The sequence below is a fragment of the Sulfurimonas xiamenensis genome (assembly GCF_009258045.1).
Classification (GTDB): Bacteria; Campylobacterota; Campylobacteria; order Campylobacterales; family Sulfurimonadaceae; genus Sulfurimonas; species Sulfurimonas xiamenensis.
Genome location: NZ_CP041166.1, coordinates 1,617,920 through 1,638,907 on the forward strand (window position 1 = coordinate 1,617,920; position 20,988 = coordinate 1,638,907).

General features: G+C 33.8%; 23 protein-coding genes and 1 pseudogene. 4 read left to right on the forward strand and 20 right to left on the reverse strand.

Going from position 1 to position 20,988, the window contains the following annotated elements; translation table 11 throughout:
• The first annotated feature begins 1 nt into the window (after nucleotide 1).
• Entirely contained in the window at nucleotides 2–1,144 is a 1,143-nt protein-coding gene (locus FJR47_RS08170; RefSeq protein ID WP_241855395.1) for a multiheme c-type cytochrome, read from the forward strand.
• Nucleotides 1,145–1,158: 14 nt separating this feature from the next.
• Here the strand turns inward: FJR47_RS08170 and FJR47_RS08175 are convergent, their stop codons facing one another.
• The 3 genes from FJR47_RS08175 to FJR47_RS08185 are packed head-to-tail and all read right to left on the reverse strand — an operon-like array spanning nucleotide 1,159 to nucleotide 3,975.
• Entirely contained in the window at nucleotides 1,159–2,193 is a 1,035-nt protein-coding gene (locus FJR47_RS08175; protein ID WP_152299950.1) for a dipeptide epimerase, read from the reverse strand.
• Nucleotides 2,190–3,323 carry a DUF819 family protein gene (locus FJR47_RS08180; protein ID WP_152299951.1) on the reverse strand — a complete coding sequence of 378 codons (1,134 nt, stop codon included), beginning with the start codon at nucleotides 3,321–3,323 and terminating at the stop codon, nucleotides 2,190–2,192. Before FJR47_RS08180 ends, FJR47_RS08175 begins: the two co-directional genes overlap by 4 nt.
• A complete protein-coding gene (locus tag FJR47_RS08185) occupies nucleotides 3,316–3,975 on the reverse strand; it encodes an N-acetylmuramoyl-L-alanine amidase (protein ID WP_152299952.1) in 660 nt (219 codons plus the stop codon). Before FJR47_RS08185 ends, FJR47_RS08180 begins: the two co-directional genes overlap by 8 nt.
• Before the next feature lie 151 nt (nucleotides 3,976–4,126).
• Here FJR47_RS08185 and FJR47_RS08190 point away from each other — a divergent pair, with 151 nt between their 5' ends.
• Nucleotides 4,127–4,870: an exonuclease domain-containing protein gene (locus tag FJR47_RS08190; protein ID WP_152299953.1), complete on the forward strand. Its 744-nt coding sequence runs from the start codon at nucleotides 4,127–4,129 to the stop codon at nucleotides 4,868–4,870.
• On the opposite strand, the gene FJR47_RS08195 is transcribed toward FJR47_RS08190, so the two are convergent.
• Both FJR47_RS08195 and FJR47_RS08200 read right to left on the reverse strand, forming a co-directional pair.
• Entirely contained in the window at nucleotides 4,867–6,258 is a 1,392-nt protein-coding gene (locus FJR47_RS08195) for a Na+/H+ antiporter NhaC family protein (RefSeq protein ID WP_241855396.1), read from the reverse strand. The genes FJR47_RS08190 and FJR47_RS08195 overlap by 4 nt on opposite strands.
• Nucleotides 6,248–6,871 (reverse strand): acyl-CoA acyltransferase, encoded by a 624-nt coding sequence (locus tag FJR47_RS08200; RefSeq protein WP_152299954.1) that lies wholly within the window; start codon nucleotides 6,869–6,871, stop codon nucleotides 6,248–6,250. The genes FJR47_RS08195 and FJR47_RS08200 overlap by 11 nt, the downstream gene beginning before the upstream one ends.
• A gap of 62 nt (nucleotides 6,872–6,933) precedes the next feature.
• On the opposite strand from FJR47_RS08200, the gene FJR47_RS08205 reads away from it, so the two are divergent.
• Complete coding sequence (locus tag FJR47_RS08205) at nucleotides 6,934–7,614, forward strand: L,D-transpeptidase family protein (protein ID WP_152299955.1); 681 nt, start codon at nucleotides 6,934–6,936, stop codon at nucleotides 7,612–7,614.
• On the opposite strand, the gene argS is transcribed toward FJR47_RS08205, so the two are convergent.
• From argS to rpsB, 8 genes are all read right to left on the reverse strand, one after another.
• The gene (argS, locus tag FJR47_RS08210) at nucleotides 7,611–9,206 is read right to left on the reverse strand and encodes an arginine--tRNA ligase (protein WP_152299956.1); all 1,596 of its coding nucleotides are present in this window, start codon (nucleotides 9,204–9,206) and stop codon (nucleotides 7,611–7,613) included. The two genes, FJR47_RS08205 and argS, sit on opposite strands and share 4 nt — an antisense overlap.
• A 3-nt stretch (nucleotides 9,207–9,209) precedes the next feature.
• A complete protein-coding gene (locus tag FJR47_RS08215; protein ID WP_152299957.1) occupies nucleotides 9,210–9,455 on the reverse strand; it encodes a Sec-independent protein translocase subunit TatA/TatB in 246 nt (81 codons plus the stop codon).
• Nucleotides 9,456–9,541: 86 nt separating this feature from the next.
• Complete coding sequence (gmk, locus tag FJR47_RS08220; protein ID WP_152299958.1) at nucleotides 9,542–10,162, reverse strand: guanylate kinase; 621 nt, start codon at nucleotides 10,160–10,162, stop codon at nucleotides 9,542–9,544.
• The gene (locus FJR47_RS08225) at nucleotides 10,159–11,037 is read right to left on the reverse strand and encodes a hypothetical protein (RefSeq protein ID WP_152299959.1); all 879 of its coding nucleotides are present in this window, start codon (nucleotides 11,035–11,037) and stop codon (nucleotides 10,159–10,161) included. Before FJR47_RS08225 ends, gmk begins: the two co-directional genes overlap by 4 nt.
• Nucleotides 11,038–11,142: 105 nt before the next feature.
• Nucleotides 11,143–11,787, reverse strand: a complete 645-nt coding sequence (locus FJR47_RS08230) for an ABC transporter ATP-binding protein (protein WP_152299960.1) — start codon at nucleotides 11,785–11,787, stop codon at nucleotides 11,143–11,145.
• 18 nt (nucleotides 11,788–11,805) lie between these two features.
• Nucleotides 11,806–13,002 (reverse strand): NAD(P)/FAD-dependent oxidoreductase, encoded by a 1,197-nt coding sequence (locus tag FJR47_RS08235; protein WP_152299961.1) that lies wholly within the window; start codon nucleotides 13,000–13,002, stop codon nucleotides 11,806–11,808.
• A 115-nt stretch (nucleotides 13,003–13,117) separates the two neighbouring features.
• Nucleotides 13,118–14,170, reverse strand: coding sequence for a translation elongation factor Ts (gene tsf, locus FJR47_RS08240; RefSeq protein WP_188093716.1), 1,053 nt, complete (start codon nucleotides 14,168–14,170; stop codon nucleotides 13,118–13,120).
• Between the two features lie 2 nt (nucleotides 14,171–14,172).
• On the reverse strand, nucleotides 14,173–14,934 hold the full coding sequence (gene rpsB / locus FJR47_RS08245) for a 30S ribosomal protein S2 (RefSeq protein ID WP_152299963.1): 762 nt from the start codon (nucleotides 14,932–14,934) through the stop codon (nucleotides 14,173–14,175).
• Nucleotides 14,935–15,233: 299 nt separating this feature from the next.
• Between rpsB and FJR47_RS08250 the strand changes: the two genes are divergently transcribed.
• Entirely contained in the window at nucleotides 15,234–15,923 is a 690-nt protein-coding gene (locus FJR47_RS08250) for an outer membrane protein (protein WP_152299964.1), read from the forward strand.
• 60 nt (nucleotides 15,924–15,983) lie between these two features.
• Here the strand turns inward: FJR47_RS08250 and FJR47_RS08255 are convergent, their stop codons facing one another.
• The 7 genes and pseudogenes from FJR47_RS08255 to FJR47_RS08285 form a co-directional block, all read right to left on the reverse strand.
• Nucleotides 15,984–17,003, reverse strand: a complete 1,020-nt coding sequence (locus FJR47_RS08255) for an ATP-grasp domain-containing protein (RefSeq protein WP_188093717.1) — start codon at nucleotides 17,001–17,003, stop codon at nucleotides 15,984–15,986.
• Complete coding sequence (locus FJR47_RS08260; RefSeq protein ID WP_152299966.1) at nucleotides 17,003–18,367, reverse strand: GNAT family N-acetyltransferase; 1,365 nt, start codon at nucleotides 18,365–18,367, stop codon at nucleotides 17,003–17,005. The genes FJR47_RS08255 and FJR47_RS08260 overlap by 1 nt, the downstream gene beginning before the upstream one ends.
• Nucleotides 18,364–19,362, reverse strand: coding sequence for an ATP-grasp domain-containing protein (locus tag FJR47_RS08265; protein WP_152299967.1), 999 nt, complete (start codon nucleotides 19,360–19,362; stop codon nucleotides 18,364–18,366). The genes FJR47_RS08260 and FJR47_RS08265 overlap by 4 nt, the downstream gene beginning before the upstream one ends.
• Nucleotides 19,363–19,457: 95 nt before the next feature.
• Nucleotides 19,458–19,589, reverse strand: a complete 132-nt coding sequence (locus FJR47_RS08270) for a 2-hydroxyacyl-CoA dehydratase (protein WP_152299968.1) — start codon at nucleotides 19,587–19,589, stop codon at nucleotides 19,458–19,460.
• A gap of 50 nt (nucleotides 19,590–19,639) precedes the next feature.
• Nucleotides 19,640–19,768, reverse strand: a pseudogene (locus FJR47_RS08275) (IS3 family transposase); the annotation flags it as partial.
• A 142-nt stretch (nucleotides 19,769–19,910) separates the two neighbouring features.
• Nucleotides 19,911–20,384, reverse strand: coding sequence for a thioredoxin-dependent thiol peroxidase (gene bcp / locus FJR47_RS08280; RefSeq protein ID WP_152299969.1), 474 nt, complete (start codon nucleotides 20,382–20,384; stop codon nucleotides 19,911–19,913).
• 18 nt (nucleotides 20,385–20,402) lie between these two features.
• Nucleotides 20,403–20,984, reverse strand: coding sequence for a cytochrome b/b6 domain-containing protein (locus tag FJR47_RS08285; protein WP_152299970.1), 582 nt, complete (start codon nucleotides 20,982–20,984; stop codon nucleotides 20,403–20,405).
• Between the last annotated feature and the right edge of the window lie 4 nt (nucleotides 20,985–20,988).

Consider the following 20,988-nt stretch of genomic DNA (forward strand, 5'->3'; position numbering starts at 1 on the left):
TATGAGCCTGCTTAGTATATATAAAGATGTATCTATAAAAAAGATATCTCTACTTTTATTTTTATCTTTGTCTCTATTTGCAAATGACGGCGTGCATAAGTTTGCTTCAAGCAAAGAGTGCAAAGAGTGTCACCCTAAAATTTATAATGAATATTACGGTTCTATGCATGCAAATGCAACGCCGGATAAAGACCCGATTCATAAAGCTGTGTGGGATAAACATCCACATAAGAATAAACTTGAACAATACTCTTGCGGGAAATGCCACTCTCCGGCTGCTAACAATCTAGACAAGATGATAACAAAAGGGCAAAAAGCTCTGCCCGATACTCAGAATGAAACACATCAAGAAGCTATTAGCTGTGCATATTGTCATCGTATTCAAAGCATAGAGAAGCATAAACTAAACAATACAAATATAATAAGTAAAACTTCAAAAAAATATTACAGCTCCCAAAAAAGTTCTCTTGAGTCACCATATCACAAAACAATAACACAAAACAATCAACATTTTGCTGACGGAAATGTCTGCGTAGGATGCCATTCTCACAACCTTAACAAACATGGCTTAAATCTCTGCTCCACAAATATTAATGATGAGATGAGTCAGGCAAACTGTGTAAGTTGTCATATGCCAAAAGTAAATGGCAGCGTTTCATCCATCAATGAGACAAAAATGCACTCTTTTCACGGTTTTGCAGGAGCTCACTATAAATCAGAAATGCTTAGCAAATATGTTGATATCTCTATTCTTAAAAACATTGACCATTTTATAGTAAATATTGACAATCGCTCTTCTCATGCACTTCTTCTTCATCCTATGCGCTTAGCAGTTTTAAAAATAGCTGTTATTAGAGACGGCAAAACAGTAGAACTTGAAGAAGAGACTTTTGTAAGAGTTATAGGCAAAGACGGCAAACCTGCAATGCCGTGGCTAGCAGATACCACATTAGTAGACACCATGATTCAGGCAAATGAAAAAAGAGCAGTTAAAAGAGATTTTAAACTTCAAAAAGGTGATAGAGTTGATGTGATATTAGGCTGGTTTTTAGTACATCCAGAATCTCTTAAATCCCTTGGTCTTGAAAACCAAGAGGTTGCAAAAGAGTTTCACCTCTTTAAAAAAGAGAGTTTTAACTTTTAAAACCATAAAAAATTTTAATATTTTTTTATAAGAATTATCTTACATCCGTTAAATTCAAAATCAAGTTCATTAGAGGGCTCTTTGTAAAGCAAAGGGCTGTCTAAATCTATATATTTTATAACATCTCTATAGGCAAGAGCTAAATGCAGCGCCATATTTATAGAGTATGGCCCCTCAAGCATTGAACCGAGCATACATTTAACACCGCTCTGCCTTGCATACTCCAAAATCTCTATAGCTTTTGTAACCCCGCCGCACTTCATAAACTTTATGTTTATCATATCGGCACTCTTTGACTCTAAAACTTTTTTTGCATCTTCTAAAGTAAAAACCGCTTCATCTGCAAGTATAGGAATATGTGAAAGCTCCGTAATTTTTTTTAAACTCTCTAAATCACTTGCAATAACAGGCTGTTCTATAAGCTCTATTTTTAAATCAAGCATATTGTTTATAAACAATGTTGCCTTTTCAAGATTCCAAGCTTGATTTGCATCGACTAAAATCTCGACAGATGGAAGTTCTTTTGCTATTTTTCTTACGATATCTATAGCATGCAAAACATCACTTCCAACCTTTACTTTAAGCATCTCCATCTTATTGCTATACGCCTTTTTTGAATCACAAAGCATCTCTTCTGCACTATTGAGACTCACGGTTACATCTGTTTTTAAAAAAGTTAAATCTTTTGCAGCAAAGTACTCATACAGTGCTTTTTTCTGCTCCTGTGCCAAAAGATGCACAAATGCAATATCAAGAGAAGCTTTTGCGCTTGAACCAATTTCAGATATCGTATGAAGCTTATCTAAAGCTTCACTGCATGTAAGATGCAAAAACAGCTCTTTAACACTGCCGATGGAACCTAAAATAGTCTCTATGTCTTCGCCCGTTATCGCTTTCGTAGCGGACGCTTCACCTATGCCGATATGACCGTTTTCATCTTCAACATATACTCTTACAAATTCTACATTTGAAGTCTCTCGCAGAGCAGTTTTGAATGGGGTTTTTAGCGCAATCTTTTTTACTTCTGCACTTATTTTTGTTATTTTCATTTTGCAAGCTCCATTAAAATTTTTCCAATCAACAATCCGCCGAAAGTTCCGACAAGATACCCCATTACCGCCATAAGCACGCCTACGCCCACAAGCGCTTTATTGTAGGTCGCCGCTAGTATTGAAGCCGAAGCTACGCCGCCTATGTTTGATAGTGAGGCTATGGCAATGCTAAAGAGATCAAGCTTGAATATTTTTGCTCCCACTACCATGATGATGGCATGAATGAGCAATATACAAAACCCTGCAATGACCAGAGCGCCCACGCCGCTAAAGTTCTCAAACACCGCTTTTGAGCCTATAAGCGCTATTAGCATATAGAGCATCGAGGTTGCAACTTCGCTTGAGCCGTTTAGCTCTTTTAACTTTGTAAACGAACCTAGAACGCCAAGCAGAGTTGCAATCACAACAGTAGTTGTAGTATAGTTCAAAAGCACAAATCCGCTTGAGGCGATAAGATTCACCGCAAATGCGACGACAATAGACAAAAGTATCAAAAACCAGTATCTCTTTGCTCCGATGGTGCATGCGCACCCTATTTCACTCAGTTTTGCCATCTGTTCATGAGAAGAGGTAAAAGTGTTGAACATGTGGGCAAAAGGGGTCAAAAATAGCAGAAACATTATCCAAACGGTATAGTTCACGCTATCTACTATAAGTGCGTAACCAAATGCCTCTTGGCTTACGCCAAGAGCCGAGCCGACGGCTACCATATTTGCCACTCCGCCCATCCAGCTCCCACTCAGTGCTCCAAAAGCCGACGCCGTCTCTATGTTAAAATCAAAAACAAAAGAGATAAGTATAAACCCAAAAGAGAGCGAAAAGAGCGCCAATATATACGCCACAAGAAGCGGTTTTCCTAGTTTAAAAAAGTCTCTTATATCCACCTGCAGAAGCATCAAAAAGAGCATAGCGGGGAGAAGATTCTGTTTTGTATTACTATATACCGCATCTATCGCTTCATTTTTATCAAACACTCCAAACGATGCAAACGACATGCTAAAGATATATATCAGAACAAAAGAGGGAACAAACCTAAAAAATTTTGAAGCGCTCTTTTGCTCAACAAACGCAATAACTGCGGCAAGAAGCGCCAAAGAAAAGAGGTAGAGAAGAGACGAACTAATCATCTATGCCCTTGCAAGGCGCGCCTTTAAAACCACTTATATTTGTTCTAATAGCCTCCATAAATCGCACGGACGGGTCATCCTTAAATGTTCTGTAGCCGTCATCTACCTCAAGCCAAAGTGGTGTGCCTTCAAAGCATCTATACTCATAGTGCCCTATTACATACTCTATGGTTTCAAAGCGTTTTTTGAGCTCTTTTACAAGGAAGATATTTGCCCAAAGCTGTTCTTTTGTGAGGTTGTCCGCAGAGTTTGCTCCGCCGACATTCTCTATGCCGATGGAGTTGTAGTTCAGCCCTATAACATGACGCGCCATATAATCAAGCGGCATAAGCTGATGAATGGTTCCATCACGCTCTACCATAAAGTGAGCGGAGACATTAAGCGCTCCGCCGCTTGTTATATCTGGTCTGTTAGTTGGAAGCGTCTCAGATGTAAAACGGAAGAGTGAATCTGCAAAGTCATCTATTGCCGTATGATGAATTACTACAATTTTTGGAATAATTTTAATATCTTTTACATCTAAATTGTAGTGAAATTTGATGTATTTTTTTGTAAGTTCGACTCTTTCTTCTGTAAACTTTATCGGTGTCTGTTTTATTTCAAGTGCCATTAAAAATATAGGAATCATTATAATCAATAAAATTTTATACATAAAAAATGCCTTGAAAAAAAATTAAAAAGTAGTATATTATAATTAATAAGAAAAAAATAATAAAAGCAGAATCAAATCTAAAATATCTTTATCTTCAAAGTGAATATATGTTAAACTCTTTTTTTAAAAAAATAAAAACAAGAGAAAAAATTTGATAAAAAAATATATTATTTTAGATACAGAAACAACGGGAACTGGAGATTTCGACAGAATTATACAATTGGGATATATGGTTTTAGGTTCAAAAGAAATTGAAATTCATAATGAATTTTTCAGCTCTAATGTTCCGATTAATTTCGCCGCTATGGAAGTTCACGGAATCACTCCTGAGATGATTGAAGGCAAAACTGCATGTAAAGAGAGTATTTCATACAAAAGACTTTTAGAGCTCAACACCCCAGAAAATTATTTAATTATTCACAATGCTCCTTTTGATATAGGGATGCTTGAAAAAGAGGGTTTTAAAACTCAAATGAAAGTTATAGACACGCTAAGAGTCGCAAAACACATTTTTCCAGATGAAGAAGCCCATAGACTTCAATATTTTCGTTATAAAATGGAACTGTATAAAGAGGAACAAAAAGAAGCAGACACTTTGGGCATAAAGATAAAAGCTCACGATGCTATCGGCGATGTTTTAGTTTTAAAACTGTTTTTAAGTAAATTAAAAGAAATTATTTTAAATCAATTTCCAGGTGAAAATCCGGTTGAGAAAATGGTTGATTTAACTGCAACTCCTATTTTAATAAAATCATTTAATTTTGGAAAATATAAAGGCAAAACTCTTCAAGAAGTAGCATTAAGCGATGCGGGATATCTAAGATGGATGCTTACAAATATGGAAAATCTCGATGATGATATGCGTTATTCAATCAACACAATTTTGGGCATTTAAATAAGGCTAAAAACTATAAAGAGAACAAAAGAGATTGCTCCGCTGATTAATGCATAGGGCATCTGCGTACGCACATGTTCTATAACTTCACAATCACTTGCCATTGAAGATATGATTGTAGTATCTGAAATCGGCGAACAGTGATCACCAAAAATTCCACCTGATATTACGGCTCCGATACAAAGTGCAATATTTGCATCCATTGCCGCTGCCATAGGAACTGCTACCGGAATCATAATGCTGAATGTTCCCCAGCTTGTTCCGGTTGCAAAAGAGATAAGAGAACTTATTAAAAATATCACTCCTGCCAAAAGATAAATACTCAAATTTTCACTAGCCAATGAAGCCAAATAGTGCCCTGTTTTCAACTCTACAGTAATTTCACCTATTCCAAAAGCAAACAGAAGAATCAAAGCGATGGGCATTAATTTTATCGCCCCTTTTAAAGCTGTTGTACCCCATATTTTTATATTCATATTTTTTGTGCCGACATAATAAAAAAAGGTAAAAGCAAGAGTAGCAGCCATAGTGTAAAATATAGAAGATGAGCCGCTCCCTTTTAAAATATCGCCTTTGCCTGTTATATACAAAAAGATAAAAAGAAAAAATATCATCAATACAAGCGGTAAAAGCATATAAGACATACTTGCGCTGTTGCTACTTAGTACTTCTGTTTTTTTAGGAGTATACTTTGCATTTTTCATAGCGCCTATATCTATATTGAACCATATAGCTAAAAATGTGACAACAAGCGCTGTCATAGAGTAAAAATTGTATAAAATGGAGTTTATCAAAACATCCACCGCTTCACCGTTTATAATACCAAGCGATATCTGTGTAGCAATAAGTCCAAGCAAAAGCGCGCCCCAACCGTTTAAAACAATCAAAGAGCAAACAGGAGCGGATGTTGAATCACACACAAAAGCCAATTTTGCACTCGGTATCTTGTATTTATGGCAAAGTGGTTTACCAACAGCTCCTGAAATAAGAGCTGTTATGGATGACTCGACAAAAATAATAATACCAACCACATAACTTAAAAGTAAAGCTGAACGCGGTGAATTTATTAATACAATTTTATGCAGCATAAAATCTACAAAGCCGTTAACTCCTCCGGATTTTTCAATCAATGCCATTATGCTTCCCACCAAAATGGCAAAAGCTAAGGTTTTCAATATCCAGTCTTGTGATAATAAAGATGTAAATAGTAAAAAAATAGATTCTATTGATAAAATAAAAGAAAAATCATGTAATATAAAAGTACCCAATACTATTCCGCCAAAAAGCGATAACATAACATTTCTAGTATAGAGCGCTAAAGCGATAGCAAATAGAGAAGGAAGAAGAGAGAGTGATGATATTTCTATGTTAGCCCAATCAAAATTCAATAGACAATAAAATCAGACCCGGTCTACCAAAAATTTCTTTGTATAATTCGCATTTTCTCTCTTTGACCTCTTTAAAACCAAGTTTTTTGTAGTACAGAAGAGTTTCTAATGAACCTATTTCAACTATTGTTTGTGCGATGCGATACCCTTTTAACCTTGCAGCAAGTAAACTTTTATGCATAAGTGCTTTTAAAATACCAACATCCATAAAACCTTCCAGCTCTTCCATATAGTCAAAAATCAATGTTCTAGTGTTTAGAGCAAATCCGCAAATATCCATCAAACCTAGATATTCACTATCTTCACCATCAATACCAATTTCACTAAGAGCTTCTAAAAAAACCTCTCTTGTTGCGATTCTTGGCTCATAAGTACAGAGAGAACCTACACTTTTGCCATCAATCTCTGCAATTAAAAAATTAGTAAAATGACAACCACTTTTTGCTGTAGTATTTACTAATTTTTCTAAATAATTTAAAACTTCTTCATCTTTTGTAGTTTTAAAAATCAGATCATAAATTCCGATTTTTTTATCAGCTCTAGTACTCTGCAAAATCATCTGTGCTAAAAAAGGTGCATCATCATTAGTAGCTTTTCTTATATTAATACTCATAAACTTTTTTCCATCTCTAAAAAATTAATCTGCTTCATATTTTAGTAATAGTAACATACTTTATGGTAAAAAGTTTCTTAATTATTATAATTTGTCAAATGTTTGTTTATGCCGGTGAACAGATAATTTTGGTTGTCGGTGATAACCATCATTCCAAAAAAGCTACACTAACCTGTTTTGAAGACGGCGTAGTGGTTTTTGACTCTTTTGAAGTTAATATTGGCAAGAATGGTTTAGGGTGGGGAGTTGAGAAAAAAGGATTGACTCAGGATGAAAAAGAGCCTCTAAAATATGAAGGCGATAAAAAAGCACCTATCGGAATATTTACTCTTGATTCAGTATTTGGCTATCAAAAAGATTTAAAAACGAAAATGCCTTATTTGCATGCGACCAAAGATTTAATCTGCGTTGATGATTCCGATTCAGAATTTTACAATCAAATCATTCAAAAACCAAAAACTAAACCAAAAAGTTATGAGGAGATGAGAAGAGATGACACTCAATATAAATTAGGGGTAGTTGTAGGATACAATAAGAAGCATATTAAAAATAGAGGTTCTTGTATATTTTTACATATTGAAAAATCAAAAGATGCACCCACTGCTGGATGCACATCTATGACTTTAGAGAATATTGAAAAAATAGTATCCTGGCTAGATAAAGATAAAAATCCTATTTTAATACAAATTACAAAGTCGCAATTAAATCAAGTATTAAAACTCTATCCAAATATTAGATTTTAATCCTCTTCTTTTGTCATATAATCTTTCGCTTTTATACCCATCAAAGAGAGACCTGTTCTTAGTGACAAGCCAACCAGCATTAAAAGTTTAAGAAGTTTTGCTTCATTTTCCGTTCCAATAATTCTGCAATCATAATAAAACTTATGCAATGATGCAGCAAGAGCTTTTAGATACTCAGGAAGTTTTTGAACCTGTCTCGAACTAAACGCGTCATCAATAATTTCCGGTAAAAGCAGCGCGTCAAACATTAAAATATCAGCAGCTTCGTCTAAATCTTTCAGACTTGCTGACATAATTTCATCTTCGCTAAAATTGCTTTTTGAAATAATAGTTTTTATTCTTGCATGCGCATACTGAATATAAAAAATCGGATTTGAACTGTCTTGTTTTTTAAACTCAGATAAATCAAACTCTAAAGCAGTATCACTTCTTTTAGAAGCAAAGATAAATCTAAGTGCATCCGCACCTATCTCTTCCACGATATCACTCATAAGTATAACATTACCCGCACGCTTGCTCATTTTGTACGGCTCACCGTCTTTTAGCAGACTTACCATCTGAGAAAGCTGCACTTCAAGTTTAGAGCTGTCGTAGCCTAAAAATTCAACAGCAGCTTTTACTCTTGCGATATATCCGTGATGATCAGCACCCCAAATATTTATATAGTGATCATATCCGCGTTCAAACTTCTGATTATGATAAACAATATCGCCTGCCAAATAAGTAGGACGACCATCTTCGCGAACAACTACTCTGTCAGCATCATCATCTTTTTGAGAAGAGGCTATAAAAACTTTATCATCTTTTTTATAGATGCCTTCGCCCATTTTTGCCATGACTCTGTCCCAATCATCATAAAGAGTTGATTCATAAACAAAAGTATCAAAAAAGATATTAGCATCAGCCAAATCATTTTTTATCAACTCCATAACACCGTCTTTTGCCCAAAGTGCAAGCTCTTTTTGGCGGGATTCATCATGAAAAATCTCATTGCCAAATACTTTCATTGCATCACGCGCCAAAGGAGCTAAATAATCACCCCTATAATAGCTCTCTGGATACTCTACACTCTCTTTAAGTATATTTTCACGCCCATAAAGCTGAATAGAAAGACCTAGCAAATCTATCTGATTTCCGGCATCATTTACATAATATTCAGCCGTTATATCATATCCCAGATGTTTAGCCAATCTATAAAGAGTGTCCCCATACACTGCACCTCTTGCATGCCCGATATGCAATGGTCCTGTTGGATTTGCGCTTACAAATTCTAAAAGAATTTTTTCTTTTTTATCCTGCTTTGCAAATTCTGATGGATTTTCGAGCGCCCATGAAGCATACTCATTTAAAAAATTTTCACTAAGATGAAAATTGAGGTACCCCTTTATGGAGGCAACATTGCTGAATATATCAGATGCATCAAATGAGGCAGCTAACTCTTCAGCAATTTTCATAGGAGATTCTCGAAGCTCTTTTGCCATAGAAAAAGCTATAGGTGTAGCAAAATGACCAAAAGAGCGGTCACGAGGCTTCTCCAAAACAACTTCACGACCAAACTTTTCGCGCAAAAGCGCCGACACTCGTTGTTTCAAAAGTTACGCTTGTTCTGTAGTTTTTGGAGCTTCTTTTGAAGTAGTCTCTTTTTCAGATTCTACTTTTTTAGGAGTCTCAGCTGATGCCGTTTTTATCTCTTCTTCTTCATCATCATTCTTCATCTCAGCTTTAAAATTTTTAATCCCTTTACCAAGACCTTTTGCTAATTCAGGTATCTTTTTTGCTCCAAAGAGTAAAACCACAATTGCTAAGATTATTAACAGTTCTTGTCCACCAGGCATTCCCATATCTATTCCTTTTATAAAATTAAGTCCAAAATTATAACCAAATTTGCTGTAACTTCTCTTATCATCGCTATATTATTTTATTATTGTTATATATCTTCCCACTCTCTAACAAAATCATTTATCTCATTGCCAGGAATTTTTACTCTTGCTGCATTTGCAATAACTCTTAATGTATCGGCAGCTTCTTTAAAATTGTCATTTACAATCAAAAAGTCATACTCGCTTATTCTTTGTATTTCTCTTTTTGCCATATCTATACGACGCTCAATTACATCCTGCGAATCTGTTGAACGCGCTTCAAGACGCTTTTTTAACTCAGAAAGCGTCGGAGGAGAAATAAATACCGAAGTTGTTATATCGCCAAGTCTATTTATAATAGTTGCATTGCCCTGTACATCTATGTCAAATATTACCAGCTTTCCTTTTTTTAAAGCCTCTTTTACAGGCTTAATAGATGTTCCGTAATAGTTGCCATGCACAAAAGCATACTCTAAAAAAAGCTCCTCTTCTATATCTTTTGTAAACTCTTCTTCATCTACAAAATGGTAATGAATGCCATCGATCTCACCCTCTCTTATGGGGCGCGTTGTTGTAGATATAGAAAAATAACACTCACCTATATCATCTATTATCTCATTAAGCAAAGAGCTCTTTCCAGCTCCGCTTGGTCCTGATAAAACCAAAATTGCACCTGTTTTATGATTCACGACTTGTCACCTAATGTTATATTTATATTTATTTTCATCCCTTTTAGTGAAGCTGCTACATCTTCATTTGAAAGAGCCTTTAGTAATTTTTTAAGAGCCTTAACCCCGCTATTATTCATATCTTCTGAAAATTCTGAAATATTTTTATTAAATTTTGCATTTTTTTTATTATTGCCTGAAATAAATTTTAAATCTTTCTCTGCTAAAGAATCAAAATCCAGTAACAGGTAGTCATCTACCTCGCTATCTAACTCTTTCTGGCTTAACTCTTGCACTGCACTCTGTATTTGAGCTTCTAAATTTTCTTCATTATATTCTGTTTCAGTTTCATTTAGAAGATTTTGTATCTTTTGAACCTCATTTTTATCAAAAATACCCCCCGAGATCTCCTCAGAAAGCTCTAAATTTTCAAATTGATAAACTTCATTATTAAATTCATCATCAAAATTTTCTAAATCAGATTCTTCCTCATCATATTCAAAATCTAAATATTCATTTAAATTTTTTAAATCCTCTATCTCTTCAGCATCATCAATTTGATGATGTTTTTCACTCTCTATCTCTTTGGCTATAGACTTTAATGTATCTATTAGATCAATTGGCAAAAATGGTTTTTTTAAAGTTTTATCAAATCCTTCTACTGCTTTTGCCTCTTTTGAGTACATATATAATGATTTTGTAAATTCTATTTTATTGTTAATTTTTTCAATGTTTTCTTTACTGCATAAAGTATCATCAACTATCAAAAGATCGCAGCTTTCAAACTCTACTTCTTCTATATTATCTGTTTTTTTTAATTCATCTAAAGTTTTTTGAACTCCCAAAGTCACTAGCTTATCAACAACAGAATTATTGTTTAACAGTAATATTTTCATTAACATTCCCTTTGAAAGCTCTCTTAATATTATTGTATCAAAAATAAACTAAAAAACTTCTCTAAAGATTCCCAGCCATTTTACCTTGAAAATTTTATTTAAAAATCAACTGAGTTGGACTAATTCTTTATTGATAAGTTTATAAACTTTATCACATCTATGGGCAATATCTTCATCATGAGTAACAAGAATCATGCCTGCATCATGTTTTTTTATATATTCAAAAAATATTTCCATTACTTCATTTGCTGTTATTTTATCTAAATTGCCAGTCGGCTCATCAACAAAAAGTATGCGAGGCTGCTTTGTCAAAACTCTTGCAATTGAAACTCTTTGCTGTTGACCGCCTGATAACTCAGTCACCTTTTGTTCTAGCGTTTTATCTATTTGTAATCTTTTTAAAAGCTCTTCATCTACACTCTGATTTGATAAAATTGCAGCAACTTCTAAATTTTCCAAAGAGGTAAAACCTTTAAAAAGATAGTGGGACTGAAAAACAAGTCCAAGGTCATCTCTTTTTATCTGTGATAATCTTTTTTTACTCATTTCAGAGATTTCTTCACCAAATAAAGAAACACTTCCTTGCTCAGGCTTTAAAAGAGTTGAGAGAATATTGAGCAGAGTTGATTTTCCGCTGCCGCTTATGCCTATAATAGCGATAGATTCTCTCTCTTGCAGATCAAGTGATATGTGTGAGAAAAGTTCATAATCAAAACTGTGTGATAAATTTTTTGCAGATAGTAAATTCATAAAGCGATTATAGCCAATTTAATCACAAAATATCTTTTTGCACCCTTTTTTTGAGCGTGTGTCTAATCTTTTTGCATAAATTTTCTCAACCAATTTTTTTATAATATAAGCTGGATATCCGCTAAAATAAAATCCAAAAAGTTTGGCTACCGCATACCCTCTTCCAAGTGCGACTAAAATACCACGCGATTTTATATTATGCTCTATGAGTGGCTTGCTGTTTATTAAATTATCTATATTTTTTGCGCACAACTCTGCCATTTGTTCTGCTGTATCTGCCGTAGGCGCTACAATTTTATCTTTGTTATAAATTGTGGTGCAATCGCCGATAGCAAAAACATTAGCATAATTTTGTGTTTGGAGATATCTGTTAGTAGATATATACCCCGTCTCATTTTTATCTAAATGAAGTTTGTATACCAAAGCGTTTGGTTCGATACCGCCTGCAAATATTATAAAATCCATAGAAAGTACCTCTGTGGAACTTAGAGTTACACTCTCCTGTTTTACCTCTGACACCTTTGTCTGATTTTTTATAATCACTCCCAACTTTTTTAATCTTTTTTCTGTCTTATCAAAAAGTTTTTTATGAAGTCCAGGCAGTACATGCTCTCTTGAATTTATAAGAACTATATTTAGTTTTCTGCATATAAAATTATTTTTTCTATAAAAATCTCTAGAGAATGATGCCATCTGCGCTGCAATCTCTACGCCGCTAAGTCCTGCACCTGCTACAACGATATTTATCGGAGTACAACTGGTTCCGCTCTCTTGAACTTTTGTAAAGAGAGACATCTCAAACTTTTGTTTAAAAAACATAGCTTTATGAAGTGCTTTTACTCCATGAGCATATGTATCCAAGCCTTTAACACTAGATATAAACTTTGTGCGCGAGCCCACTGCAATAACAAGATAATCATATTCATGTCTTTGTAAAGAGGTTATTACTTTTTTATTTTTAAAATCTACACTGCCAACCTCTTGTTTTAAGAAGGTTACATTATCGTCAAAACCACTGCAAAAGGTAAAAAGATCAACTGTAACCTGTGCAAAATCTTCCTCATTTGCAATTAAGTCATAGACATCAGTCTGCATAAAATGATATGGATTTTTATCAAAAAGAATTATCTTGTTTTGAGAATTTTTCGCTAATTTTTCGACTATGCGTAGTCCGGCATATCCGCCGCCTATCACAATGATTCTATTTTTACTCAAATTTCACCTTTAAGGTTTATCTGAAAAAATTATATCATTTTAATTTATTAACTATTATATTTGATTATTTTTTATAAGAAAGATTATGTGGTGTAGATGGGTAAGGAGAGATTCCTTAACCCATTTGAGCAGCAACTTCTGCAGCGAAGTCGTCAACTTTTTTCTCGATTCCTTCACCAACTTCAAAACGAACAAAATCAACGATCTCAGCAGTTCCACCAAGCCCTTTTGCAGCATCTTCAACAGCCTGTGCAACAGTTTTTTTGTCGTCTAGAACATATGTTTGGTCAAGAAGCGCCAACTCTTTATCTAAAGTTGTATTGTCATCTATAAAACGAGCCAATTGTCCAGGAATAATTTTATCCCAGATAGCTTCAGGTTTGTTTTGCTCTTTAAGAGCTGCTTTGATATCAGCTTCAGCTTGTGCTAAAACCTCATCAGTAAGCTGCATCATAGAGATAAACTCAGGAATGTTTTTAAGAGGCTTTTTCAAACGAGCAAGCTCTTCATTCTCTTTTTTAAGCGCTTCAATTCTACCTTTTGTTTCACTCTCAACAAATTCAGAATCAAAATCTTTATATGAAAGTGTTTTTGGCTTCATTGCAGATGCATGCATAGCAATATTTTTAAGTATTGGTCTCATGCCATCAGCTGTTTTTTTACTGTCGCATTTTGCTAAAACTATAACTGCAATACGATTGTTTGAGTGAATATAACCGTTTAATGCAACAGTCTCATCATCAGCTTTAAGAGTAGCAAAACGGCGGATGTCGATTTTTTCACCGATTTTTGCAACACTCTCAGAGAAGTATGAACCAAAAGATGTTTCTTTTAGGCTCTCTACATCAGAAGGAGAATTCGAGTAGATCTCCTCTGTTGTTTTAAGAACTAGGTTTTGGAAACCTTCGTTTTGAGCAACGAAATCTGTCTCAGAGTTAATTTCAACTATTGTTGCTTGAGAAAAATCATCAGCAATTTTAAAGCCTACAAGACCTTCAGCTGCAACTCTGTCAGCTTTTTTAGCTGCTTTTGCGATTCCTCTCTCTTTTAATAGCTCAGTAGCTTTTGCCATATCACCATTAGCTTCAACTAAAACTTTTTTACAATCCATCATTGGTGCATCAGTTGCTTGACGCAACTCTTTTACCATTGCTGCTGTAACTTCCATAATTACGCTTCCTCTGTTGTAGTTTCTTCAGTTTCAGCAACAGCTTCCTGTGCTGCTTCTTGCTCAGCTTCATCACTTCCGCCGTCTCTTAATGCTTTACCTTCATTAATAGCTTCAGTCATTTCACGACAGAAAAGTTGGATAGAACGGATAGCATCATCATTTCCTGGAATTGGGTAAGTGATTAGATCCGGGTCACAGTTAGTATCAAGTGGAGCAACCACAGGAATACCTAAACAGCGAGCTTCTAAAACAGCAATATGCTCTTTTACAGCATCTACAACAAAAAGCATATCAGGAAGTTTTTTCATATCGCGGATACCGCCGAAATATACTTCTAGTTTCTCTTTTTGACGAGTAAGCATTAAAGCTTCTTTTTTAGTTAAAAGATTAATTTGACCGTTTTCTTGCATCTCTGAAATAATGTCAAGTTTACGAATAGATTTTTGAATAGTTGGAAAGTTTGTAAGCATACCGCCTAACCATCTGTTATCAACATACGGCATACCACATGCGATAGCTGCATCTCTTACTGATTGGCGAGCTTGTTTTTTTGTTCCAACAAAAAGAACAGTTTTACCTTCAGCTGCTGCATCAACAACGATTTGGTAAGTGTTACGGAAGTAACGAAGTGTTTTTTGTAAATCTATAATATAGATATTTTTACGAACACCGAAGATATATTTTTTCATTTTCGGGTTCCAACGACGAGTTTGGTGTCCGAAGTGTACACCACATTCTAATAGGTCTTTCATAGTTACCATTTAAGGTCCTTTAAGGGCATTTTTCAGCCAGAATTTTTATCAGTTGGCTTCGGCAATGTCGAACAATTATTCCCTAAAAAAGGAGTTGCACTGATTTTTTGACACATACCTGTTAATATTTTCATGAGCATATTAGCAAAAGAAAAATCCGCGAATTATACTCAAAAAATATTTAAGTTAAGCTTTTTATAGTTTTAAAGATTAATGTTCTAAAATCAAATCATAACTTTTTAATTTTATTAAGATTATTTAAAGTCATACAATATTAGAATGATGAATATTAAAAAAAAGGAATAGTTATGAAAAACTTCACACTTTCAATAGCAACGGTTTTGGCGTTAAGTACATTTGCAGTAGCAAGTGAAGATATAAAGCCGACAGTTGGAGCGTCAGCTTCAGAAAGTGGCTTTTATATTGGTGGTGCATATAGTATGGTAAAAAGAGATATGAATATGCATCGTAATTATGGGTATACAGAAGGTAATGATTATAATTACTATGATTCATATAACTATGATAATAATGCTTATATGCTTCAAGCTGGTTATCAGTTCAACCAATATATTGCTATAGAAGGAAGATATTGGGGTGCAATAGACTCACAAGAGTCAACTTATACAAGATATATAAATGGAGAGCTTGACTATACTGGTGACTGGAGCGATGGAGACTGGAGTGCTTGGGGTATCTATATCAAACCTATGTATCCGGTAACAGAAACTTTTAGCGTTTATGCTTTACTGGGTTATGGAAATGTTTCTATAGATGATGAGTGGTATAATGACGAAAATCTCCTAGATGAAAATGTATTCCAATGGGGTATTGGTGCATCTTATAGCATTGCAGAAAATACTTCTTTGTTTATAGATTATGTAAGATTATGCAAAGATGAAGGTGATTCATATGTCGATGGTGGTTATGACTATAACACGTATGATCTTGATATTTCTATTGATACAGTAAATATAGGCCTAAGCTATAAATTCTAAATCTCATTCTTTCAAGCTATATAGCTTGAAAGATGACTAACCACTTTTTTTCTGTAATATCTATACTGTTACATTATTGCGCAAGAAATCTTTAGAGCTGTTTTTTTCTAATATCATTTTGATCAATGCCTGACGAATTGTTTCAATACAATCTTTAAAGATATAACCCTTAGTTTGAAGAAGAATGCCCATACTGGCATTAATTTCAAATACCAGTATGTTCATATCTTTATCAATATAACAATCAACACCAAAATAATCAAGTTTTAATTTTTTATACATTTCATTAATCACATCTTTTATTTTTGGCTTTATTTCAACATTAAAAGATTTTAAAATTTTTTCTTCTTGACTCTGATACTTTTTATTTTTCTCCATATACTCTCTGCTTTTACTATGGATAACCCAGCTATCGCTAAAAATTACATGGCGTATATACACTTCACCATCGACTACTACAAGACGATATTTAGTATATACACCCGCATTATCCGAATAATCAACAAATTGTGTCAAATAATAATCTCTTCCATCCAAGGGAAATGCATAAAATTGTTCTGTTTTATCATCAACTCTTACCGTACTTATACCACCATGATCTCCTGCCTGTCTAAAAATCACAGGAAACTCAAAATGTTCTTTTTCAACTGTATCATAAATATCAGATGGTGATTTAGGTTGGATTTTTACTGTTTTTGGAACATGCAGTTTATCAACCCCTTGCAGCAAGCGATAAATATTATCACGGGTAGTATTCATAACATTTGCAGGAGGATTAAAAAAAGGGACTTTGTCTGAAATTGATTTATAGAAGTCATCTGCTTTCTTAAGTGTTATCTTATGTGTATCAGCATCTGATATTTCATTGAAAATTGCAGAGACCATTATTCGTGGAAGTTCCTGATCTTCTGTAGTATCAAGAAGGATAGAAGATCGATTAAACAGATCATTTTTAAGAAAACTACCTATATTTGAACTACCAATGCTTTGCCATTTATAAACACCATTTTTATCAATCTCATAAACAAATGCTCTTTGATCATCTGGAACACCATTTATAAATAAAATATTTTTTTTCATCATAAAACTCCTTTTGATACACCCAATATATTTCTAACTTCGCTTCCTGTCGCAATTTCTCTTTGTAATTCATTGGCTATACGGACAATGCGCTTGATTAAATTTGTATTTGTTGCCAGTGTATTTTGTTTATAGTCATAATAAATCGAATCTTCTAAGCCTACTCTCACATGTCCTCCAGCTATAATAGCTGCTGTATTCATAGGTAATTGAAATCCACCAAGACCAGTAGCTGCCCAAATAGAATCTTTAGGCAATGCATTTAAAAGATGCGCTAGATCTCCTATTGTTGCGGGAGCTGTATTAATGTTCCCTAGTAAAATATTGAAATATTTATTACCACTGATAATCCCATGACGTTCAAGGTATTTAGCTACATTAATCATACCAGAATCAAATACTTCCATTTCAGGTTTGATCCCTTTCTCTTTCATTATCATGGCCAACTGCTGAATCATATCAAGTGAATTCATACTGGGACCTGTAGCAAAATTAAGAGAACCCAATGTTAGACTTGCCATATCTGGTTTTGCTTTACCTGTTAGATACAGTACCTCTGAGCGTTGTTCTATCTCTTTAACATTCCTTCCCGAAGTAGAAACACAACAAATAAGATCAGGCCTTTCACGGCGTATAGCAATGATCATCTCTTCATAATACCGAGCTTCATAAGTAGGTATACCATCCGCATCTCTGGCATGCAAATGTACGATTCTAGCTCCTGCATCATAAACATCAATAGCATCTTTTACAATTTCATCAACACTAACAGGCACATATTTTGTACTTGTTTTTGTAGGTATCATTCCGGTCAAACATGCATTAATAATCAACGGAGAATAAGGTGAAAGCGGAACTGGATCATTATCATATATATACTGCTGTTTTTTTGCATCTTTGAATTCTTTTTGTGCCATATGTACCTCAAGATCCAGTTCGAGTGTTGTCCAGTACTTTATCTTATCTAAACCAAAAGAGATCAGTTTTGCTAATTTTCCGATTTCACGATAGCCATAATGTTTTTTGTACCACAAAATAATATCTGGACGATCCGCATTGGTAATTACTTTTTTGACTCCAGCTTTATACATTTCTTTAAGTCGTCTATCTTGTAATAATTTCCCAATACCTGAACCTTGGAATTCAGGATAAACTGCCAATAGTGTTGTTTTTCCTCTACCACAAGATAATATTTTATATCCTGATACACCCACAATTTTATCATCAAGTTTTGCTACAAAAAAAGTATTGAAATCTATCATTTCCATTTCACTTGAAGGAATATGGTGCATATTCCATGGTCTTAACACAGCAATAATCTCTTTTAACTCACTCTGTTTAGCAGATTCAATCATAAAATTCATATTTTTGCTTTTTCTATCATTGCGATAATTGCATTTTTAATTATATCAATCTGTTTAGTCCATATGTTATTCTTGTCTTTTGCATTATTAACAAGAATATTCATATTGGCATTAATTTCAAATACCAGTATGTTCATATCTTTATCAATATAACAATCAACACCAAAATAATCAAGTTTTAATTTTTTATACATTTCATTAATCACATCTTTTATTTTTGGCTTTATTTCAACATTAAAAGATTTTAAAATTTTTTCTTCTTGACTCTGATACTTTTTATTTTTCTCCATATACTCTCTGCTTTTACTATGGATAACCCAGCTATCGCTAAAAATTACATGGCGTATATACACTTCACCATCGACTACTACAAGACGATATTTAGTATATACACCCGCATTATCCGAATAATCAACAAATTGTGTCAAATAATAATCTCTTCCATCCAAGGGAAATGCATAAAATTGTTCTGTTTTATCATCAACTCTTACCGTACTTATACCACCATGATCTCCTGCCTGTCTAAAAATCACAGGAAACTCAAAATGTTCTTTTTCAACTGTATCATAAATATCAGATGGTGATTTAGGTTGGATTTTTACTGTTTTTGGAACATGCAGTTTATCAACCCCTTGCAGCAAACGATAAACATTATCACGGGTAGTATTCATAACATTTGCAGGAGGATTAAAAAAAGGGACATGCTTAGAAACAGTTTTATAAAAACTATCCGTTTTCTTAAGTACATTTTTATGCGTATCCGCATCTGATATCTGATTAAAGACCGCATGAATCATTTGTCGAGGAAGTTCTTGTGTACCTTTTAAATCGAAGACTACATTATATTGGTCAAATAAATCATTTTTAAGAAAATTACTTAAATTTGTACCACCTTTTCCTCGCCATTTAATTAGACCATTTTTGTCAATTTTTTGAATAAGCATTTTTCTATCATCTGGTATGCCATTTATAAACAAGATATTTTTTTTAAACATACAATCCTTTCTTTGTCACTATTATTCGCTCTAAGTATAATCATATATATTTAATAGTTTCTTAAATCTATATTAAATCCTACTACTTAAAAATATCATCTATTTTTATTTCTTCGTCTAGTCTTTAACGATTCTACAAAAGCTTCAATCCTTGTACTTAACTGTCCTTGTTGGGAAGGACTATAATCGCTTTCAATGTACAAAATAGGAATGCCGGCTTTTTCCATAGCATCCAGTACACTAATCTGTCAACCCTATTCTAGGCAAATAATTCAAACTATTGCCCAGCCATTTCTTTTTGTAACATCTGATTTTCAAAGTCAACGGGTGAGATATAATTATTCAAAGAGTGTAACCTTTGTCGATTATAAAATATTTCAATATATTCAAACATAGCTTCATTTGCTTAATATAAATACAGATACAAAAGAACTAAGTAAAATAAGTAGATAAATTTTTAAGATATTTTAAATGAAAGCTAAAGTGTTTAATAAGTATATATTTTCACATGAAAAATATATACTTAATTTTTATAAAAATTTTGAAATTTAGTCAGATTTTTGGAGCTCTTCTAGTTTTTTCTTAACCTCTTTTGCATGATCTTTAACTTTTACCTTTTCCCAAACAGCTTTTACAACTCCTTCTGGATCTATTATCAAAGTAGTGCGGAGTATCCCCATATACTCTTTGCCATAATTTTTCTTTAACTGCCAAACACCGTACTCTTGCAGCATTGATTTCTCTTCATCACTAAGCAGAGTTATAGATAAATCTTTTTTTTCTATAAAATTACGGTGTTTTAAAGTACTATCAGCACTAACTCCAAGCACGATTGCATTAAGAGTGCTAAAATCCGGCGCTGCGTCGCTAAAATCACACGCCTCTGTTGTGCAGCCTGGAGTATTGTCTTTTGGATAAAAATACAAAACTATCCATTTGCCTTTTAAGTCTCTTAAACATATCTCTACATCATCCTGATTTGGAAGACAAAACTCTGGAGCAGCAGTTCCAACTTCTAACATCTCATTTCTCCCTTGATTTTAAAAATTTTCTTTTGTTCTTCCATTTACCATGGTTGATATTAAACCATGCTCATCTTTTATATCTGCTATGAAAACGCCTGCAATATGAAGCGGAACAAAAATCATAATAATATTAAAAACAAGTTCATGTATATCTTTTATACCGCCCGCAAACTCTTTACTCATACCCAAAGCTTCATAAAAATGTATAGCAAAACCGCTTATAGCCATAAACAAAAGTGTCGCATATACAACGTAGTATGAAATTTTTACAGCTTTTTTATGAAGTGTTAATGAGCCAAAGCTCTCAACTTTACTTGTATCTTTAAAAAACAGATAGATTCTATAAAGTATCAAAAATGCTAACGCATACCCCAATATGATATGCCACTCCCACATTCCAGCACGAATCGCTTTTGCTATTGTTTTTGCTTGCTCAATGGTTATATCAACTCCGATATCAGAAAGTTTTGAAACTAATATTTCAGCATTTGTTTTGTAGCTAAGAAATGTTTTTCTTAAAAAAACAGTTCCAAGTAAACCAAGAATAACTGCCGCATTTAACCAATGCCAAATTCTAAAATTAAGTGTATATTTCATCTTC

Coding starts and splice junctions, on each gene's coding strand:
- FJR47_RS08170 (WP_241855395.1), top strand. CDS start 2: ATGAGCCTGCTTAGTATATATAAAGATGTATCTATAAAAAAGATATCT.
- FJR47_RS08175 (WP_152299950.1), bottom strand. CDS start 2,193: ATGAAAATAACAAAAATAAGTGCAGAAGTAAAAAAGATTGCGCTAAAA.
- FJR47_RS08180 (WP_152299951.1), bottom strand. CDS start 3,323: ATGATTAGTTCGTCTCTTCTCTACCTCTTTTCTTTGGCGCTTCTTGCC.
- FJR47_RS08185 (WP_152299952.1), bottom strand. CDS start 3,975: ATGTATAAAATTTTATTGATTATAATGATTCCTATATTTTTAATGGCA.
- FJR47_RS08200 (WP_152299954.1), bottom strand. CDS start 6,871: ATGAGTATTAATATAAGAAAAGCTACTAATGATGATGCACCTTTTTTA.
- FJR47_RS08205 (WP_152299955.1), top strand. CDS start 6,934: ATGGTAAAAAGTTTCTTAATTATTATAATTTGTCAAATGTTTGTTTAT.
- FJR47_RS08215 (WP_152299957.1), bottom strand. CDS start 9,455: ATGGGAATGCCTGGTGGACAAGAACTGTTAATAATCTTAGCAATTGTG.
- FJR47_RS08225 (WP_152299959.1), bottom strand. CDS start 11,037: ATGAAAATATTACTGTTAAACAATAATTCTGTTGTTGATAAGCTAGTG.
- FJR47_RS08230 (WP_152299960.1), bottom strand. CDS start 11,787: ATGAATTTACTATCTGCAAAAAATTTATCACACAGTTTTGATTATGAA.
- tsf (WP_188093716.1), bottom strand. CDS start 14,170: ATGGAAGTTACAGCAGCAATGGTAAAAGAGTTGCGTCAAGCAACTGAT.
- rpsB (WP_152299963.1), bottom strand. CDS start 14,934: ATGGTAACTATGAAAGACCTATTAGAATGTGGTGTACACTTCGGACAC.
- FJR47_RS08250 (WP_152299964.1), top strand. CDS start 15,234: ATGAAAAACTTCACACTTTCAATAGCAACGGTTTTGGCGTTAAGTACA.
- FJR47_RS08255 (WP_188093717.1), bottom strand. CDS start 17,003: ATGAAAAAAAATATTTTATTTATAAATGGTGTTCCAGATGATCAAAGA.
- FJR47_RS08260 (WP_152299966.1), bottom strand. CDS start 18,367: ATGAATTTTATGATTGAATCTGCTAAACAGAGTGAGTTAAAAGAGATT.
- FJR47_RS08265 (WP_152299967.1), bottom strand. CDS start 19,362: ATGTTTAAAAAAAATATCTTGTTTATAAATGGCATACCAGATGATAGA.
- FJR47_RS08270 (WP_152299968.1), bottom strand. CDS start 19,589: ATGGAAAAAGCCGGCATTCCTATTTTGTACATTGAAAGCGATTATAGT.
- bcp (WP_152299969.1), bottom strand. CDS start 20,384: ATGTTAGAAGTTGGAACTGCTGCTCCAGAGTTTTGTCTTCCAAATCAG.
- FJR47_RS08285 (WP_152299970.1), bottom strand. CDS start 20,984: ATGAAATATACACTTAATTTTAGAATTTGGCATTGGTTAAATGCGGCA.